The organism is Bradyrhizobium sp. AS23.2 (assembly GCF_001908185.1).
Taxonomy (GTDB): Bacteria; Pseudomonadota; Alphaproteobacteria; order Rhizobiales; family Xanthobacteraceae; genus Bradyrhizobium.
Genome location: NZ_LGHM01000044.1, coordinates 36804 through 54212, shown reverse-complemented (window position 1 = coordinate 54212; position 17409 = coordinate 36804). Strand labels below are relative to the sequence as shown.

The 17409-nt window shown below is 63.1% G+C and carries 15 protein-coding genes, 1 tRNA gene and 1 pseudogene; 4 read left to right on the top strand and 13 right to left on the bottom strand.

Annotated features, from left to right (window positions below; translation table 11 throughout):
• Positions 1 to 928: 928 nt before the first annotated feature.
• Both AC630_RS43645 and AC630_RS10440 read right to left on the bottom strand, forming a co-directional pair.
• On the bottom strand, positions 929 to 1969 hold the full coding sequence (locus AC630_RS43645; RefSeq protein ID WP_143197949.1) for a hypothetical protein: 1041 nt from the start codon (positions 1967 to 1969) through the stop codon (positions 929 to 931).
• Positions 1970 to 1971: 2 nt separating this feature from the next.
• A complete protein-coding gene (locus tag AC630_RS10440) occupies positions 1972 to 3120 on the bottom strand; it encodes a phage tail protein (protein ID WP_074118458.1) in 1149 nt (382 codons plus the stop codon).
• A gap of 308 nt (positions 3121 to 3428) precedes the next feature.
• Between AC630_RS10440 and AC630_RS10435 the strand changes: the two genes are divergently transcribed.
• Complete coding sequence (locus AC630_RS10435) at positions 3429 to 5150, top strand: caspase family protein (RefSeq protein ID WP_083636179.1); 1722 nt, start codon at positions 3429 to 3431, stop codon at positions 5148 to 5150.
• Positions 5151 to 5433: 283 nt separating this feature from the next.
• On the opposite strand, the gene AC630_RS45345 is transcribed toward AC630_RS10435, so the two are convergent.
• Positions 5434 to 5598, bottom strand: coding sequence for a hypothetical protein (locus AC630_RS45345; RefSeq protein ID WP_167561166.1), 165 nt, complete (start codon positions 5596 to 5598; stop codon positions 5434 to 5436).
• 414 nt (positions 5599 to 6012) lie between these two features.
• Here AC630_RS45345 and AC630_RS10430 point away from each other — a divergent pair, with 414 nt between their 5' ends.
• Complete coding sequence (locus AC630_RS10430; protein ID WP_074118456.1) at positions 6013 to 6303, top strand: hypothetical protein; 291 nt, start codon at positions 6013 to 6015, stop codon at positions 6301 to 6303.
• Between the two features lie 144 nt (positions 6304 to 6447).
• On the opposite strand, the gene AC630_RS10425 is transcribed toward AC630_RS10430, so the two are convergent.
• The 7 genes and pseudogenes from AC630_RS10425 to AC630_RS10395 form a co-directional block, all read right to left on the bottom strand.
• Positions 6448 to 6525 (bottom strand) — tRNA-Pro (locus tag AC630_RS10425).
• Positions 6526 to 6623: 98 nt separating this feature from the next.
• Positions 6624 to 7199: a MerR family transcriptional regulator gene (locus AC630_RS10420; protein WP_074118455.1), complete on the bottom strand. Its 576-nt coding sequence runs from the start codon at positions 7197 to 7199 to the stop codon at positions 6624 to 6626.
• Positions 7200 to 7223: 24 nt separating this feature from the next.
• Positions 7224 to 7565: an integration host factor subunit alpha gene (locus AC630_RS10415; RefSeq protein WP_208866994.1), complete on the bottom strand. Its 342-nt coding sequence runs from the start codon at positions 7563 to 7565 to the stop codon at positions 7224 to 7226.
• Positions 7566 to 7699: 134 nt separating this feature from the next.
• On the bottom strand, positions 7700 to 8680 hold the full coding sequence (locus AC630_RS10410) for a beta-ketoacyl-ACP synthase III (RefSeq protein WP_074118454.1): 981 nt from the start codon (positions 8678 to 8680) through the stop codon (positions 7700 to 7702).
• Positions 8677 to 9739 (bottom strand): annotated as a pseudogene (gene plsX / locus AC630_RS10405) (phosphate acyltransferase PlsX). The gene AC630_RS10410 and the pseudogene plsX overlap by 4 nt, the downstream one beginning before the upstream one ends.
• 298 nt (positions 9740 to 10037) lie before the next feature.
• Positions 10038 to 10607: a YceD family protein gene (locus tag AC630_RS10400; protein ID WP_074118453.1), complete on the bottom strand. Its 570-nt coding sequence runs from the start codon at positions 10605 to 10607 to the stop codon at positions 10038 to 10040.
• Positions 10604 to 11155, bottom strand: coding sequence for a ubiquinol-cytochrome C chaperone family protein (locus AC630_RS10395; protein WP_074118452.1), 552 nt, complete (start codon positions 11153 to 11155; stop codon positions 10604 to 10606). Before AC630_RS10395 ends, AC630_RS10400 begins: the two co-directional genes overlap by 4 nt.
• Before the next feature lie 98 nt (positions 11156 to 11253).
• On the opposite strand from AC630_RS10395, the gene AC630_RS10390 reads away from it, so the two are divergent.
• Together AC630_RS10390 and AC630_RS10385 are read left to right on the top strand one after the other, a co-directional pair.
• Positions 11254 to 11739: an outer membrane protein assembly factor BamE gene (locus tag AC630_RS10390; RefSeq protein WP_074118451.1), complete on the top strand. Its 486-nt coding sequence runs from the start codon at positions 11254 to 11256 to the stop codon at positions 11737 to 11739.
• Positions 11740 to 11918: 179 nt separating this feature from the next.
• Positions 11919 to 12920, top strand: coding sequence for a Bug family tripartite tricarboxylate transporter substrate binding protein (locus tag AC630_RS10385; protein ID WP_074118450.1), 1002 nt, complete (start codon positions 11919 to 11921; stop codon positions 12918 to 12920).
• 217 nt (positions 12921 to 13137) lie between these two features.
• Here the strand turns inward: AC630_RS10385 and AC630_RS10380 are convergent, their stop codons facing one another.
• From AC630_RS10380 to thiL, 3 genes are all read right to left on the bottom strand, one after another.
• Complete coding sequence (locus AC630_RS10380) at positions 13138 to 15258, bottom strand: sodium-translocating pyrophosphatase (RefSeq protein ID WP_074118449.1); 2121 nt, start codon at positions 15256 to 15258, stop codon at positions 13138 to 13140.
• A gap of 269 nt (positions 15259 to 15527) precedes the next feature.
• Entirely contained in the window at positions 15528 to 16046 is a 519-nt protein-coding gene (locus AC630_RS10375) for a hypothetical protein (protein WP_245330332.1), read from the bottom strand.
• 224 nt (positions 16047 to 16270) lie between these two features.
• Positions 16271 to 17290, bottom strand: a complete 1020-nt coding sequence (gene thiL / locus AC630_RS10370; RefSeq protein WP_143197947.1) for a thiamine-phosphate kinase — start codon at positions 17288 to 17290, stop codon at positions 16271 to 16273.
• Between the last annotated feature and the right edge of the window lie 119 nt (positions 17291 to 17409).

Genomic DNA, 17409 nt, shown 5'->3' with positions numbered 1-17409 from the left:
ATGGCCGATCTCGACGGTGAAGCAAATCGAAAGCTGATCGCCCACGGCCTTGCAGCCTCTATCGATGACGGGAGGGTCGCCGGGCCGAATTAGGCGTGGTGCCGAGCGGGCTCGCGTTATCGATTTAATCGGCCCACCGGAAGACTGCCGTACACGCTCGCCTGGCGTGATCCGGAGATCATCCTCTGCCGTCCATCCGCTGATGTAGCCGGTCTTTGCGGCCACCGCGGCGAGCGGCAGGATCACCTACCCGGTGATATCAGCCACCCGACTATGTCGGACGCAACTTTGGTCTGTCGGGACTTCATAAGCAGACTGTCTCGTTTGTGCCCGGGTGGGAAGGTCTCGGCTCCGTCGCTCAACTGCCGGGCTTCTATAGCAAGCCGTACCTTCAGCGAGGACTTTGGTTTGAACCGGAGGCGCTTCATTGATCAGTCCCCATCCGTAAACCTGCCTCATCAATAAGAACTCGCCGTAGCGCATAAAGGTTCATGAACGCCCGGTGAATGCTCATTGAACTTTAGCGATTTGACCATCCTGCGATGGAGCGAGAACTATGACCAAAAGGTGTTTTCAGCCAGGATGCTGCAGAGACATGGTTTGAGGAGAACGATCCCGAAGGCGTGGCGTTCGAATATGAGGTCCTCGAATGAACCGGATCGGCCGCAGGACTATCTACGCCATGTTGTAGATCGTGGTGCTGTTGATCATGTGGCAATTTTTCGCATCGCTTTGGGGCCCGCCAGCGGCGAAGAGACTGCCAACTGAGGCGGCTTCAATGGATCATAGAGAGGATTGCAAGCAGACCGATACCGGCCAGCGCCCAGACCAACGATTGAACCGTCCACGGCCGCATGAGCACCCTCGCTCGGGTTTCCTGCTCATAGCAAGTGTACCGGGGAGCCGTGCGCGGCTTGAGTTAGATCAACTACCGAGGACGAGCACCGACGTGGCTGCGACGGTGAAGACTGCGGCCGCAATAACTAGTGTGAGAAATACGCTGTCGTTCATCTCCAAAAAAATTAACATAGGCTAATTCTGACCGACTGGCTGATCGACTGACCGACGACTGCCCCCCGAGCGCGCCAACGGTTTTCCCCGAGGCGCTGTTCACGCCGTTCATCAGCTCGCGAAGGCCGTTATAGTTCGGGATGGTCGTGCTCCACGACGTGCCATCAAACCACGACGTTCCCGCATTGGGCGCCGGAGGCGAGTTTGAGAACAGTGCACCGCCGCCGTAGTGGTGGAAGCCGTTCGACTGGCCGTAGATGCCAATCAGCACCTGCGCATTACGGACTTTAGAGCTCCCCCCTGTCGCTCTCCCAAGGAGTGCGTTAGCCACAGGATATGAAACAGGGAAAGTGACGGGGGTACGTAACGGGATAGGTGGGCACGGGCCGACGCCCTGGGCGCCGACGGTGAAGTCGCGCACCGCGCCGCCAACACTGCTCGGCAGGATCGACGCCGGGCGCTCGATGGGCTTCGGGGGCTCGGGGGAAACGTAGAGACGGCCGTTCTGCGCCGCGTTTTGGGCACCTAGACCGGGCGTAGCCGCGGGCGCGGCGGGCGCGGCCGCTGGCTGCAGCGGGATCAAATCCTCAAACGATACCGTCGGCGCTTGCTGCGCAGGTTTCGCCGGAATGAGATCGTCAAACATTCCCGGCTTGCTCGCCGGCGGAGCTCCTTCGAGTTGCGCGATCAACGCGGGATTTGTCACGGGTCTTGGCGGCGAGGTTTTGCCCTCGAGCTGCGCGATGAGCGCAGGATCCGTGACTGGACCATCGAGCTTGTAGCCGGGAGGAAGCGGCGGGACGGCGGCCGGCGGATCGAGCTGGTAGCCAGGCGGTAGCGGAGGAATTGGCGGCTGCGAGGAGCGCGGACGGGAGCTCAACGCGCGCCGAATTTCCGCTTGCGTGAAGTCATCAGGGAATTGGTGGACGTTGCCTTCGAATTCGACGAGTTGGGGCATTGTCAGTGCGCCTTGATAATGTAGTTGAGGACGATGCCTGGCGGCGGTGTCTGCACCGGTGTGCTGCTGCCGCCCTGCGCGCTGCCGGTGAAGGTCGAGCTGCCCTGCGATACGGTCAAAGACGCGTTGCCGGTAATACCAAAAGTGCCGCCACCGCCGACACCGCCACCGCCCGATGTGTTGCCGAGGACGACGGTGTTTGCTGTGCCTGAAATCGATCCGTTCGTGATGGTACCGGTCGGCGTATATGGCGGGAGGTTTGCCGTTTGCAGGGTGCGGTTTTGCTGCCCGCCGACTGAGCCGAGCGTAGAGCCGTCGATCCCGCCACCAGCGGAAGTTAATCTATTGGCAGCCACGCCGCCCAGGTTATCAGCGCCGAACGGGATCCGCCCTCGCATGTCCGGCAACGTGAAGTGCGTGCCATCGGCTGCGCCGTACGTTGTGCCGACCGCGGCGAACAGCGCAGGATAATCCGTGCGAAGCAAGGATTGCCCAAAGCACAACAACCACCCCGATGGGGCGCTTGTGCCCGCAAAAGGCACCAGCGCGCCGGCCGGGATCACCCGGTTGGCGTCATCAGCCAACTTTGTGAAGCTCACCGCGGCGTCAGCAATCTTCGGATTGGTGATGCCTTGGTCAGCCAGCTTGTTCGTCGTGACGGCGCCCGTCGCGAGCTTCGAATTGGCCACGACGCCATCGGCCAGCTTGTTTGCGGCCACCGCGCCGTCGGCCAACTTCGCGGAAGTGATCGAATCGTCTGGAATTGCGGCGGCCGCCGTGAAGTCAGCGATCTCGTCCCATTTGTCAGGCTCGAAGCCGGCGCCAGAAGTATGCGTGACGTTGGCGATATAGAAGATTGAATTGTGGAAAATTGTACTGACGTTCGCAGTGTAGAGAACGCCGCTCGCCCACTGCGCCGGTGCGGCGAAGCCAAGCGTCACACTTGAATTGAACTGCTCTTTGCCAACCGAGCCGCGCTTCAGCGCACCGTCGGCATCTTGGATCTTTGCGAGGTTTTGCTGGGTATCGTCGAGAGAGACCTTGACGGCGTTGAACTCGGCATCAAGGGCATTGCCCGGCTGCTGCGCGCTCGGGTTTTCAGCGCTGAACAGGGCAAAGGACGTCTGACGGTTGTAGGGCGTGGATGACATTGATCGCCGACGGGGGGGGGAGAGGAAGGGCGCGGGATTGCGCGGTGGGTGCCGTCGGCGAAGCGGCGTTGCGTCCGTGAGATGAAGTGTAACTCAGACGCGGTTATTGAGAAGTGAAAAGGTCTGGCGCTGGCGTCTCCCGATAGTCCCCTTCCAAGGTGAACGTGACAAGAATCACAGGCCTCATTTGTAGTCAGCGGTAGGATCTGCGTCTCCTCCGACCGAGAGAAAGCTTGCGAATATCGCAGTCCTGAGTAGCTTTGAAGTCCGCGATCGAGGGTGAGACCATGCCGCGCGCGCTTCGCAGAATGATGCTGCCCCTAGTGCTGATGATGCTCTGCCTGGGCACCGAGCGGGCGGTAGCAGAGAAACGGGTAGCGCTCGTTATAGGCAATTCAAAATACGAAAAGACAGCCCCCCTTTCCAATCCGGCGAACGATGCCACGCTGATAGCTGAGATGTTCAACGCTGTCGGCTTCGACAACGTGGAACTCCGTCGTGACCTTAAGGTGAACGACATGCGCCGCGCGCTACGCGACTTCATCGACAAATCTCGCGACGCCGATGTGGCCGTCGTCTACTACGCCGGACACGGCATCGAGGTCGATGGTGTCAACTATCTTGTGCCTGTCGACGCCGTCCTAGAGCGAGACATCGACGTTTACGATGAGGCGCTCACGCTTGATCGGGTCCTGGTGTCAGTAGAGCCTGCCAAGCAGCTGAGACTAGTTATCCTCGATGCCTGTCGGGACAATCCGTTCGCGCGCTCCATGAAGCGCACAATGGCCTCTCGGACGATCGGCCGAGGGCTTGCCAAGGTCGAGCCAGCGAGCGCGAACACGTTAATCGCCTTCGCTTCGAAAGCAGGTTCGACCGCAGCCGACGGCGATGGCAAGAACAGCCCTTTCACAGCCGCGTTGGTCAAGTATATCACAAAACCAGGCCTCGACCTTCGGAGGGCATTTGGGTATGTCCGGGACGACGTGCTGAAGTCCACCGGCAATCGTCAGGAGCCGTATGTTTACGGCTCGCTGGGGGGCGACGATGTGCCGTTGGTTCCGGCTCAGCCGAGTGCGCCCACACCGCGGGCAGACGCTGATGCGGGCGTGAGACGCGCATACGAGCTCGCGTTACAGGCCGGCGAGCGCGAGGGTTGGGAGGCTTTCCTCCAAGCCTATCCTGACGGTTTCTATTCCAATCTGGCCAGAGTCCAGCTCAGGAAGATCGCCGCCGAGGAGATTCGTGCAGCGGCCGCCGAGAAGGCACGGTTAGCGGAATTGGAAAGGGCGCGATTGGCGGCTCAGGGCGCGCAGCAGGCCGAGCAGATCAAGGCGGCCGAGGCCGTAAAGCGTGCCGAGGAGGCACGTATAGCCGCTGAGAAAGCGACGGCCGCAGAGCGGGAAAAGGCTGCTGCGGCGGAGGGCGCTCGCCTCGCGGCTCAGGAAAAGCTTGTCGGCTCGGCCGAAAAACGGGTAGCAGCACTCAATCCATCTGCGACGGCGGATCTGTCTCCCGCTGCACTGATAAGCTCCCTGCAACAGGAGCTTCGTCGGGTGGGCTGTCTCTCTGATGCGACAGCAGGCATATGGAGTTCAGCATCGGAGCGGTCTCTAGCTCTCTTCAACAAGAACGCTGGAACGATGTTCGACCCAAAGGCGGCGAGTGTTGAAGCCCTGGACGCCGTGAAGACGAAGACAGGTCGGGTGTGCCCGTTGACTTGCGGCAATGGCTATCGGCCGGAAGGGGACCGATGTACCCGGATCGCGTGCCGCTCAGGTTATCATCTGAACGAGGAAGGTGTTTGTCAGAAGGTAGCCGTGAACAAGCCGTCGTCTCGGGAGGAGGGAGAAGGCAGCACTGCTAGGGAGCGACCCGCGGCGCGGGCCGTGGCCGCCCAAGCAAGCGGTACCTACAAGCAGTGCATGGGTCCGCTGCCTGGCTGTTATGAACGGGCCATGTCTTCTTCGGGAGCCTTCCGCGGTAACCCGGAAGGCGCGCGGCGTTGGTGTACGCGGGCTCCGACCTGTTGAGCTACTGCGAGCCAACGGACTGCTTAAAAACCAGTCCTGAACTTCCCAAAAAACTGAAATTTAGTCGAGCGGCTTTGCGGCCTTTGGAGTGCGAACGGCTGCCTCCCCCCTAGGGGTCGGAAGCGGGCCGGGGGTGGATACCGGCCGGGCCCGACGCGTTCGCATGCCTGCACGTGTCAAATGAGCGAGCCCCTCGTCAATCGTATCCGCCAAGCGCCGCATTATCGCGCGGCCTTCCGCCGTCAAACGATCACCTTGCTACAACGCGACCTGGCGCGCTCGCTCAAGGTTTCGTTTCGCGCGCCCCCCCTTGAGCCGTAAGAGCGGAGCAAGTCTCGAGCTCAATGATCGCGGCGAGATACTTCTCGTCATCATCGCGTGCAGCCATGACTCGATTGAGCGCGATCACGGCGGGATCATCTGAAGGCGAAACTCGCTTTTGCTTCATGTACGTTCCTCCGCGGCGCACTGAGTCTAGCTAACTTATTGGCGCTGCTCAAATCTCCGAGTCACAAAAGTGCTTGTGGCACAGTGATTTCTTGTATTGTGTTGCGCGATTTCAAAACCCGACAAAAGCGCTGAAATCGACAAAAACGTAAAACGATCAAGCGCTAGCTTGTCGGGTTTTACGTATTAGACTTTCCAGACAAAATTTCTGTTGCTGAATTCTCAAACGAGCGCATCCTGATTGCGGGTCGAAAGCCCGAACACTAGCCGAGAGCCGATCCGGTGAGCGGCAATCACAAATCTTGTCCAGGGGCCGCGCGCGTATGTCCAAGGCGCACGCCCAAAGGTGCGCGGGGCCGCCTAGTGTCGGTCATTTCGCCCCTGGACTCGCATCTTGCTCGAAAGGCAAAACACTATGCGCACCTCAACCGCTGTCCGCACGTCGACGAACTCGAATGATCTCGGCGCCCTGCTCGCTCGCCGCCGCACCGACCTGATCCTGGCCATTGAAGACGGAAATGCCCTCCTTCGCTGCCAAGTGAGCTCGGCGATCGCCGCAGCGATGCTGGCGCCCCTCAAGGGCGAGGCAGCCGGACAATTCCGTCCTCTGCCCGGCAACCAGGTCCAGATAGACGCCGCGGTGACATTGCCCGTGGCGATGCAAATGATGGAGGCCAAGGCGGCCATGGAAAATCAGCTGCACTGAAACCGACGCCGGCGGGCGGTGCAAAAGCCGCCCGAAAGGCCTAGAATCGTCGCTCGTGCTTCCCCGGTGCTTCCCCGGTGGAAGCGCGGGCGCAATCCGCGATGGATAGGAGTGAAAATGTCCCTGCAATTGCAGTTTGTTAGATGGTCGGAGCGAGAGGATTTGAACCTCCGACCCCTAGTCTCCCAGACTAGTGCGCTAACCGGGCTGCGCCACGCTCCGAACGTCGTTCCATTAGCTAGGATCGCTGCTTTGCGCAAGGCGGGCTACGTCATTTTGACGTACTCGCCGAAGTCCCCGGAGCCGCCCGTAAAGCCGACTCACCCGTCCTTCAGCGCCTGGTCGAGCATTTCCCGGCAGGCGACGAGGTCGGCGAGCGCCCGTCCCAGCCGCTCGCGGTCGAGGGCGCTGGGGGCGGCTGGCGCGGCAGCGCCGCTCTTGCGGAAGGTGGTGAGGATTTCCTCGTCGTCGATCTCGGCGAAGCGGAAGTCGATGCCTTCCTCCTCCTCGCCCTGGTAATCGTCATCGTCGGTGTCGGCGACGCCGCGGATCGGAGTCTCGTCCTCGGGCTCCATCAGGCTCTGGCCGATGGCGTCCTCGATCGCCCCGAAGGAGACCGCAGCCGAGCTGTCGGCGAGGCCCTGCACCGACTTGACGCCGTGCTCTTTCAGGATCCGCTGCACACCGCGGATGGTGTAGCCCTCCCCGTAGAGGAGACGGCGGATGCCCTTGAGCAGGTCGACATCGTCGGGGCGGTAGTAGCGGCGGCCGCCGCTGCGCTTCATCGGCTTGATCTGGGAGAATCGGGTCTCCCAGAACCGCAGCACGTGCTGCGGAATGTCGAGTTCCTGCGCTACTTCGCTGATGGTTCGGAACGCATCCGGCGCCTTGTCCAAATGCCAAATCCTCCGCGCAGGCGATTACGCCTCGGGTTGAGCCTTGCTGGCATCGCCGTTGCCGCGATGCTGGGTATTGATCCGCTGCTTCAGGATCGCCGACGGCTTGAACACCATGACCCGGCGCGGCGAGATCGGCACCTCGGTGCCGGTCTTCGGGTTACGGCCGATACGCTGACCCTTCTTGCGAACCATGAAGGAGCCGAACGAGGACAATTTCACCGTCTCGCCCCGCTCGAGGCAGTCGGTGATCTCCTTCAGCACGAGTTCCACGAAGGCGGACGACTCCGTGCGCGACAGGCCTACCTTCTGGTAGACGGCCTCGCAGAGGTCAACACGCGTTACGGTTTTACTTTGGTCGGTCATCGCCCTGCCCCACATCACGGCGAACAATTGTTGTCTGAAATTATGAGGTTACGATGCGATGGTCAACAGCGCTCATCGATGCAGACGCATCGATAATCGGCGCCGATTCCGGCAAAATTTTATCGATTGCGGCTCTACCAGCGCACCAGCGCTGAGCCCCAGGTGAAGCCGCCGCCCATCGCTTCGAGCAGAACCAGGTCGCCGCGCTTGATGCGGCCGTCCTTGCGCGCCACCGACAGCGCCAGCGGGATCGACGCGGCCGACGTGTTGCCGTGACGGTCCACCGTCAGCACCACCTTCTCAGGAGCAATATGGAGCTTGTGGGCGGAGGCGTCGATGATTCGCTTGTTGGCCTGGTGCGGCACGAACCAGTTGATGCTGTCGGCATTGAGCCCGGTCGCCTCGAAGGCATCCACGATCACATCGGTGATCATGCCGACCGCGTGCTTGAAAACCTCGCGGCCCTCCATGCGCAGATGACCGACGGTCTGGGTCGAGGACGGTCCGCCGTCGACGAAGAGTTTGGCCTTGTGGCGGCCGTCGGAGCGCAGATGCGTGGTCACGACGCCGCGGTCGGTCGCGGCATTGCCCGGCTGCTCCTGCGCCTCCAGCACCACCGCGCCGGCACCGTCGCCGAACAGCACGCAGGTGCCACGGTCGTTCCAGTCGAGGATGCGGGAGAAGGTTTCCGCCCCGATCACCAGTGCGCGCTTGTAGGCGCCGGTGCGCAGGAAGTTGTCGGCGGTGGCGAGCGCGAACACGAAGCCCGAGCACACCGCCTGGAGGTCGAAGGCCGCGCCATGGTTGATGCCGAGCCCGTGCTGCACGGCGACGGCCGTCGCAGGGAAGGTGTTGTCCGGCGTCGAGGTCGCCAGCACGATCAGCTCGATCGACTGCGCGTCCACGCCGGCATCCGTGAGCGCGGCCTGCGCCGCCTTGATTGCCAGATGCGAGGTGAACTCGCCCTCGGCCGCAATGTGCCGCTCGCGAATGCCGGTGCGCTGCACGATCCACTCGTCGGAGGTGTCGATGCGGGCCGCCAATTGGGCATTGGTCACCACCTGCTCCGGCAGATAGGAGCCGCAGCCGAGCACGACCGAACGAATTTGAGTCACGAAACAGCCTCCTGCGCGGCCTGCACGGAATTGAGTGCACCGCCCTCGCGGTTGAGCATCTGATTGATCTTGTTCAGGAGATCGTAGTGAGCCATCTCATAGCCAACATCGATCGCATAGGCAAAGCCTTCGGCGGTGGTTCCGCCATGGCTCTTGACCACTAGTCCCTTCAGCCCCAGGAACACGCCGCCGTTGGACTTGTTCGGGTCCATCTTGTCGCGCAGGGCCTGGAAGGCGCTGCGCGCAAAGAGATAGCCGAGCTTGGACATCCAGCTCCGCTGTATCTCGTTGCGGAGTAATTCCGCCATCTGCCGCGCGGTTCCCTCGGCGGCCTTGAGTGCGATGTTGCCGCTGAAACCTTCGGCCACAATGACGTCGGCCAGCCCCTTGCCGATGCCGTCGCCCTCGACGAAGCCGATATAGTCGAGCTCGGGCAGGTTTCTCGCACGCAGGATTTCGCTGGCTTCGCGGATCTCCTCGTGCCCCTTGATCTCCTCGGCCCCGATGTTCAGCAGCCCGACGGTGGGCCGCTTCTTGTTGAACAGCACGCTTGCCATCGCAGCGCCCATCACCGCGAGCGACACCAGATGGTGCGCGTCGCCGCCGATGGTGGCGCCAAGGTCGAGCACGACGGACTCGCCGCGCCTGGTCGGCCATATCCCGGTGATCGCCGGGCGGTCGATTCCCGGCAACGTGCGCAAGTTGAAGCGCGACATCGCCATCAGCGCGCCGGTATTGCCGGCGGAGATCGCAACATCCGCCTCGCCCTTCTTCACCGCGTCGATGGCAAGCCACATCGAGGAGGTCTTGCGGCCGCGCCGCAGAGCCTGGCTCGGCTTGTCCGACCCGCTGACAGCGACGTCGGTATGGATGATCTTCGACGCGGCCTTGAGCTCGGGGTGGCGGTCAAGCTCGGGTTCGATCTTGGCGCGGTCTCCGACCAGGAGGAACTCGATCTCGCGATGCCTGCCGAGCGAGATGGCAGCGCCTGGAATGACCACGGGGGGCGCCGACATCGCCCCCCATGGCGTCAAGCGCAATGCGAACCTTGCTTAGCATAAAAGTCCTGGAAACCTGGTCTGCTGCGGTCTTGAACTAGCGGGGCCGCAAATGGGTTCGCCACGGACATGGCGACCGGCCTAGTGCCACGCCGCACCCGGACCGGGGCGCGACAATAGCGTTTTGTTATCCCGAAACAACCTCTTGCCCCCAGCCTTTTGCATTCGGGACGATCCGGCCACGGACCGGAAAAATTCAAAGAAAATATATTGAAATCAAATAGATAAAAGCACCTCTCAAACCATCCCGGCAAGCACTTCCCACCGCACGGCAAAGCGTTCTTACGGGGAATACGTAGCTATCTGCCTTTCTTCTTGTCCTGAAGCGCTTTCAGCGCCGCGAAAGGATGGTCCTCGGGGTCGAGAGCGATGACCTCCGCCTCGAACACAGCTCCCGGCTTTCGCGGATAGGGGTCGATCGCCAGGAACAGGGCATCGGTGGCGAGCCGGCCGAGATCGATGATTCCATTGATGATCGCCTCCGGCGGATCGACGACCTCGGGCGGCTCCTCATCGTCCTGCCCCTCCTCGATCAGGTCAGCCAGGCGGCGCGCCTCAGCCTCGGGGGCGAACATCAGATCCACCTCCTCCTCGATCTCGTTCTCGATCGGATCGAGTGTGACCACGCAGGTCTGGCCGACGCGGGCGCGGACGTGGCCCGTGACCTGGACCCGGCCACCGCTTTTCGGCTCAACGTCGAAGGCGGCGTGGGTGGACAGTATCTCCCGGAGGCCCGCGACCTCCGCCATGGCCTGCCGCTCGGCGGCTGAGGCCTCGAGCTCACGGTGCAGGCCGGTGTCGGGAATCTGGGCGACGATGACGGGCGCCCGCCAGGGATCGCGTTCGAATCCGGTAGTCGGTCGGCTCATGGTGTCACTTCCTCGCTGAGCGCCGGGGGAAATTTGAAGGACGCGCACAAGAGCGCGGCCTCGCCGGTCCGGCCGAGATCAGTCTCCGTGGCCCGGGCGTAGGCCGCGAGCCGCTTCGCCTGGTCCATGCCGGTCTCATTCAAGATATTCTTGCAGATCGCCGATGCCAGCGCCTCGCCGCCGCTTTCGATGGCCTGGTCATAGGCCTGCACGCGGCCGTAAAAGGCCTCGCCGAACGCCCGCATCCGCTTCGGCACCGTCTGGTCGCCGACCCCCATCTCGCGCAAATTGTCGTCCATGTCCTCGCAGAAGCGGTCGAACAGCGCCTGCGACAGCTCCGTGGCGCCCTGGACCGTACGCAGGCGGCGCAGCAGCAGCCAGAGGTGCAGCAGCAACAGGTCGAAACGACCGTTAACCGTATCAGGCACGCCCAAGTCGCGGTAAAATATGGGTTCTCGCGCCTGCGCCACGATCATGCCATAGATGGCTTCAATGGTGCCGCGCGGGGCTTGCCGGGGTTTCCTGAAGTGATTGAACGGCCAAACCATTGTGGCTTCCGCAAGCGGGCGTGCGCGTGTTGCAATTGCAGTCTCCGCCCGGTACTTCAGCGCCTCGCCCGACGCAAGGGGACGGAATCAGTTCCGCAATGACGATAACGAACCAGACCAGCCTGCGCGCAGACAAGCGGCGCGGCTTTCAAGCACGCTGGCGCGGTTTGCGCTTGCTCGCGGCCGCGACCCTGGTCGGGGTGGCGCTTGCGGGCTGCACCGGCGAGCAATTCCAGAAGGGCTATATCCTGCCGCCCGGCGCGCTGGAGCAGATTCCGATTGGCGCAAGCCAGGACCAGGTGCTGATCGTGATGGGCACGCCCTCCACGGTCGCGACCCTCGACGGCGAGGTATTCTACTACATCTCGCAGCGCTCGGAGCGTCCTGTCGCCTTCATGAACCAGAAGGTGGTCGACCAGCGCGTGATCGCGATCTATTTCGACAAGAACCGGCGCGTGCGCCGGCTTGCGAATTACGGCCTCCAGGACGGCAAGATCTTCGACTTCATCAGCCGGACCACGGCGACGTCGGGCCAGGAGATGAGCTACCTGACGCCGCTGTTCAAGCTGCTCAGCTTTAACTGAGCCTTCAGCCTGCGGCGTCCTGCCGCCCTCCGCGCGGCGCTTGCCGTCGTCCGCGCGGCGCTTTCCGTCGTCCGCGCGGCGCTTTCCGTCGTCCGCGTGGCACTTGCCATCGCGTGCGACTTGCCGTCGCGCACCGGGTTCCATACGCTTCCTGCAAAACAAAAGCAGGGAGTGGATTCGTGCCCAACAAGGTTCTGTCCCGTCGCCATGTGCTCGCTGGCGCTGCCGGCCTGTCGGCCGCAGCGATTCTGCCGCGATCGAGCCTGGCGGACTGGAAACCCACCGAAACCGTCCGCCTCATCGTGCCGGCTGCGGCCGGCGGCTCGACCGACGTCATGGCCCGGCTCTTGGCCGCCCATCTGCAAACCGCCTGGGGCCAGACGGCCGTCGTGGAAAACCGCTCGGGCGGCGGCGGCACGATCGGCACCGCCGAGGCGGTCCGCGCCAAGCCCGACGGCCACACCATCCTGATCGGAAACCCCGGGCCGAACGCTATCGCCTACAGCATCTTCAAGAACCTCACCTACAAGCCGGAGCAGCTGCAGCCGGTCTCCAACATGATCCGGATCCCGAACATCGTCTCGGCGCATCCGAAGACCGGCATCAAGTCGATCGCCGAGCTGATCGCCTATCTCAAGGCCAGTCCGGACAAGCTCAGCTACGCCTCCTCCGGCGTCGGCCAGAGCCCTCACCTCACCGGCGCCTGGTTCCTCCAGCTCACCGGACTGAAGATGACGCACATCCCGTTCCGCGGCGCCGGTCCCGCGCTCCAGGCTGCGCTCGCCGGCGACATCCAGATCCTGTTCGACAATCTCTATCCGAGCCTGCCGCAAATACAGAACGGTACCCTCACCGGCCTCTGCGTCACCACGAGCGAGCGCAGCGACCTCGCGCCGAACCTGCCGACCATGCGCGAGAGCGCGCCGGAGCTCGCTAATTTCGACGTCTCGTCGTGGTTCTCGGTGTTCCTGCCAAAGGGTGTCCCCGCGCCCGTGCTCGAGGCGCTGAACCTCCAGGTGAAGGCGATGCTCGAGCGCGACGACATCAAGAAGAACATCGCCGCCATGGGCGCCCGCGCCGACTACGGCACGCCACAGCAATTCTCCAACTTCGTGGACGCCGAGACGAAGAAGTTCGCCGGCATCATCCAGAAGGAAGGGCTGCAGATGGACGTGCAGTAGCTCTCGTGTCCCGGACGCGGTGCAGCCTAGGCGATGCGTAGCATCGTCCTGGCAACGCTGCGCCGCTGAGCCGGGACCCAGGCTCTTGAAACATAGACCCCTGATCTGCAGCGCATCACTTCGTGCTGCGCAGCGTCCGGGAAAGCAGGCAGATAGAGGCACCAAACACAAACCCCGCGGCTCGCGCCGCGGGGTTTGTCTTGTCTCGTTTGCGTCGCTAGTGCGCCAGGATCGCCAGCAGCAGCAGGGCCACGATGTTGGTGATCTTGATCATCGGGTTCACCGCCGGTCCCGCCGTGTCCTTGTAGGGATCGCCGACAGTGTCGCCGGTCACGGCGGACTTGTGGGCGTCAGAGCCCTTGCCGCCGAAGTGGCCGTCCTCGATGTACTTCTTGGCGTTGTCCCAGGCGCCGCCGCCCGAGGTCATGGAGATCGCGACGAACAGGCCCGTCACGATCACGCCGAGCAGCATCGCGCCCACTGCGGAGAAGGCCGCCGACTTGCCAGCCGCGCCGCCGCCCGCGATCGCGTAGATCAAGAAGTAGACGACGATCGGAGACAGCACCGGAAGCAGCGAGGGGATGATCATCTCCTTGATCGCCGCCCGGGTCAGCAGGTCGACCGCCTTGCCGTAGTCCGGCTTGTCGGTGCCCTGCATGATGCCCGGCTTCTCGCGGAACTGACGCCGCACTTCCTCGACGATCGCGCCGGCAGCACGACCAACCGCGGTCATGCCCATCGCGCCGAACAGGTACGGCAGCAGGCCGCCGAACAAGAGACCTACCACGACGTAAGGATTGTTCAGCGAGAAGTCCGGATTGACGCCGGCGAAGTAGGCGTGGTTCGCGGAGTCTCCAACGAAGAACTTGAGGTCCTGGTTGTAGGCCGCGAACAGCACCAGGGCACCGAGACCGGCGGAGCCGATCGCGTAGCCCTTTGTCACCGCCTTGGTGGTGTTGCCGACCGCGTCGAGCGCGTCGGTCGACTTGCGCACCTCCTTCGGCAGGCCCGCCATCTCGGCGATGCCGCCGGCGTTGTCGGTCACCGGCCCGAAGGCGTCGAGCGCGACGACCATGCCGGCAAGCGCCAGCATGGTCGCCGTCGCGATCGCGATGCCGAACAGGCCAGCGAGGCTGTAGGTGACCAGGATGCCGGCGATGATGACGAGCGCGGGCAGCGCGGTCGCTTCCATCGAGACGGCGAGGCCCTGGATCACGTTGGTGCCGTGACCGGTCACCGACGCCTGGGCGATCGACTTCACGGGACGATAGTCGGTGCCGGTGTAATATTCGGTGATCCAGATGATCAGCGCGGTGACGACGAGGCCGACGACGCCGCATTCGAACAGCGCCATGCCGGTATAGTCGACGCCATCGAGCTTGCCGAAGCCGATCAGATAGTAGATCACGCCGGCGATGCCGATCAGCGACAGGATGCCGGTTACGATCAGGCCCTTGTAGAGCGCGCCCATGATCGACTGGCTCGGCCCGAGCTTGACGAAGAAGGTGCCGATGATCGAGGTGATGATGCAGATGCCGCCGATCGCAAGCGGCAGCGTCATCATGTTGGAGAGGATCGGCGTCTTGGCGAAGAAGATCGCCGCAAGCACCATGGTGGCGACCGCGGTCACCGCATAGGTCTCGAACAGGTCGGCGGCCATGCCGGCGCAGTCGCCGACATTGTCACCGACGTTGTCGGCGATGGTCGCCGGGTTGCGCGGATCGTCTTCAGGGATGCCGGCCTCGACCTTGCCAACGAGGTCGCCACCGACGTCCGCACCCTTGGTGAAGATGCCGCCGCCGAGACGGGCGAAGATCGAGATCAGCGAGGCGCCGAAGCCGAGCGCCACCATGGCGTCGACCACGGTGCGACTATCGGGCGCAAGCTTCAGCGAGTGGACCAGGAAGCCGAAATAGAGGGTCACGCCGAGCAGCGCGAGCCCCGCCACCAGCATACCGGTGATCGCACCCGCCTTGAAGGCGAGTTCGAGGCCGCCCGCAAGCGACGTGGTCGCAGCCTGGGCGGTGCGCACATTGGCACGAACCGAAACGTTCATGCCGATGAATCCGGCCGCCCCGGACAGGATAGCGCCGATGGCAAAACCGATCGCGACGTAGAGTCCGAGGAAATAGGCAAGCACCAAGAAAATGACGATGCCGACGATACCGATCGTAGTGTATTGCCGCCGCAGGTAGGCCTGTGCGCCTTCGCGCACCGCTCCTGCAATTTCCTGCATGCGCGGCGACCCCGCATCCGCGCTCAACACCGAAGACGTCGCCCAAATCGCGTAGACGACGGAAAGCACTCCGCAGAGCACTATCAACCATAATGCTGTCATGTGATTTTTGCCTCAGATCCTTGATGTACCCCCGGCGCCTTTTGTTGTCCGTCGTGCGGTGCGGCGCCTTGATTTTGAACAAGGCCGTCCCTTGTTCCGAAGGGGCGGCCCTAGTCAGTCACAAGCTTGCCAAAATCAAATTGAGGGTGCAACGCCGTAAGCGGCCGAAAAAGCCGATCTGGGCAGGTATTTAGGTCGTAGACGCCCGCTTTGCGGAAATACCGGCAAACGGCTCTTCGCCACACCGACGGGGGCCAGTCCCCTCTGCCTCAGGCGGCGGGCCTTACGGGATGACGGGACGTTGACGCCATTTCCAAGGTCTGCCCGTCGGCTGTTGTGCGTCGGTTGAAGATCTTGACCTCGTAGACGCCGCCACTGGGGCCAGCCTCCTGCGTCACCGAGACGACCTGCTCGCGTGTGAGGACGCCGAGCTGCACATCCTGGTCGGGCAGGATGAGCGTCGCCAGTTCATTGACGAACACCACCACAAGATGGCCTTTCGCCATATTGTTCTTCGACAACAAGCGCAACTGGCTGTGATAAGGCTGCCGGGTCCAGGCCGACGGCAGGCCGGGATCAACCACGACCTGGATGTTGTTGGTCTCGGGGTGCAAGGTGAGCACCATCTTCGACTGATCGGGCTTCCATTGCATGGACATCGCCGGCTCGGTTTTCCAGAGACAGTTGAACGCCGCGCACTCGCTCGGCAGATTGTCGTGGATCGTGCAGCCCCGGCCGGGCTTACAGTGCGAGCACCACTTGCCGGCGGCCTTGCCGAGTTCGACCACGTTGTAAACCTTGCAACAGAGCGTGCAGCTTCCGCACTCCCTCCCGGGAACACCCCGCGCCTCGCTCAAGCTCGAAACGGCCGCCGTCATCCGAATCACATCCATTAGCTGCTTTTGCTATGGCGCTGATACATCTGTTTGCTGTCGCCGGGGTTGCGATCGCCAATAGTAACCGGCGACCGGGAACAGCCAGAGGACAGATCGGGTTCGAGGCGGACTTGAATTCAGAAGTGGCTGTACGACAGGCGCTTGAGGACCAGCTCCCTGCCCTGGCCGTCGACAAAGCGGGGCGGCGTCGGCCCTTGCACGATAGATCCGATCGCCGTGATCGCCACGCCCGCCGCCCGTCCCGCCGCCATGAAGGCTTCGGCTCGGCCTACCGGAACGGCACACAGGACCTCGTAATCATCGCCTCCCGCCACGAGCGATTCGATCCCAACGGCTCCGCGCGCGACCAGCCCAGCCGCCGGACCGGACAGCGGCACACTCGCGGCTTCAATGACCGCCGAGACCCCGGAGGCCGCGCAAAGCTTTGCGAGATCGCCCGCGAGCCCGTCGGACACGTCCATCGCGGCGCTGGCATGCTCGCGCACTCCCAGTGCCAGCGCGTTGCGCGGCTGCGGAATGTGGTAGCGCCGGACCAGCATCTCGCAGGACGAGGGATCGAGCGCCTGCTTGACGTTGCCGCCTTTGAGAATGTCGAGACCGAGCGCGGCGTCGCCGATCGTCCCGGTCACCATGACACGATCGCCGGGCCTGGCCCCGGTACGCCCGACCATGCGCCCCGAGGGCGCCCGGCCGAACGCCGTGATCGAGATCATCTGCGGACCGGGCGTCGAGACAGTGTCGCCGCCGAGCAACGGGCATGCGAAGGCGCTGGCATCCTCGCCAAGCGCATCCGCAAAGGGGCGCAGCCATGCATCGTCGGCGCCGCGCAGCGCCAGCGTCAGCACGAAGCCGGCCGGAGTGGCGCCCTTGGCCGCGAGATCGGACAGATTTACCCGCAGCGCCTTGCGCGCGATGGTGCCGGGCGGATCATCTGCAAGATAGTGCACGCCTTCGACAACGGCGTCCGTGGTGACGACGATGTCTTCACCGGCAGATTTCAGAATCGCGGCATCGTCGACCAGGCCGAACGCCCCGGGATCAGTCGCTAGCGGCTTGAAATAGCGCGCGATGAGGGAGTCTTCGGCGGAGGGATTTTGCGTATTTGCCACTGGCCTAACCCCACTCTCCACTGTCATCGCCCGGCTTGACCGGGCGATCCAGTATTCCAGAGACGGTCGTATGAGATCGATAGGCCGCGGCGTACTGGATGCCCCGCCGGAGCCTGTCATCGGGCTCGCCGAAGGCGAGACCCGGT

Bases quoted from the DNA above. Each gene is read 5' to 3' on its own strand.
- AC630_RS10380 (WP_074118449.1), bottom strand. From the start codon at position 15,258: ATGACAGCATTATGGTTGATAGTGCTCTGCGGAGTGCTTTCCGTCGTC.
- AC630_RS43645 (WP_143197949.1), bottom strand. From the start codon at position 1,969: ATGCCCCAACTCGTCGAATTCGAAGGCAACGTCCACCAATTCCCTGAT.
- AC630_RS10435 (WP_083636179.1), top strand. From the start codon at position 3,429: ATGATGCTGCCCCTAGTGCTGATGATGCTCTGCCTGGGCACCGAGCGG.
- AC630_RS10390 (WP_074118451.1), top strand. From the start codon at position 11,254: ATGACGATAACGAACCAGACCAGCCTGCGCGCAGACAAGCGGCGCGGC.
- AC630_RS10440 (WP_074118458.1), bottom strand. From the start codon at position 3,120: ATGTCATCCACGCCCTACAACCGTCAGACGTCCTTTGCCCTGTTCAGC.
- AC630_RS10415 (WP_208866994.1), bottom strand. From the start codon at position 7,565: ATGACCGACCAAAGTAAAACCGTAACGCGTGTTGACCTCTGCGAGGCC.
- thiL (WP_143197947.1), bottom strand. From the start codon at position 17,290: ATGACAGTGGAGAGTGGGGTTAGGCCAGTGGCAAATACGCAAAATCCC.
- AC630_RS10400 (WP_074118453.1), bottom strand. From the start codon at position 10,607: ATGAGCCGACCGACTACCGGATTCGAACGCGATCCCTGGCGGGCGCCC.
- AC630_RS45345 (WP_167561166.1), bottom strand. From the start codon at position 5,598: ATGAAGCAAAAGCGAGTTTCGCCTTCAGATGATCCCGCCGTGATCGCG.
- AC630_RS10395 (WP_074118452.1), bottom strand. From the start codon at position 11,155: ATGGTTTGGCCGTTCAATCACTTCAGGAAACCCCGGCAAGCCCCGCGC.
- AC630_RS10430 (WP_074118456.1), top strand. From the start codon at position 6,013: ATGCGCACCTCAACCGCTGTCCGCACGTCGACGAACTCGAATGATCTC.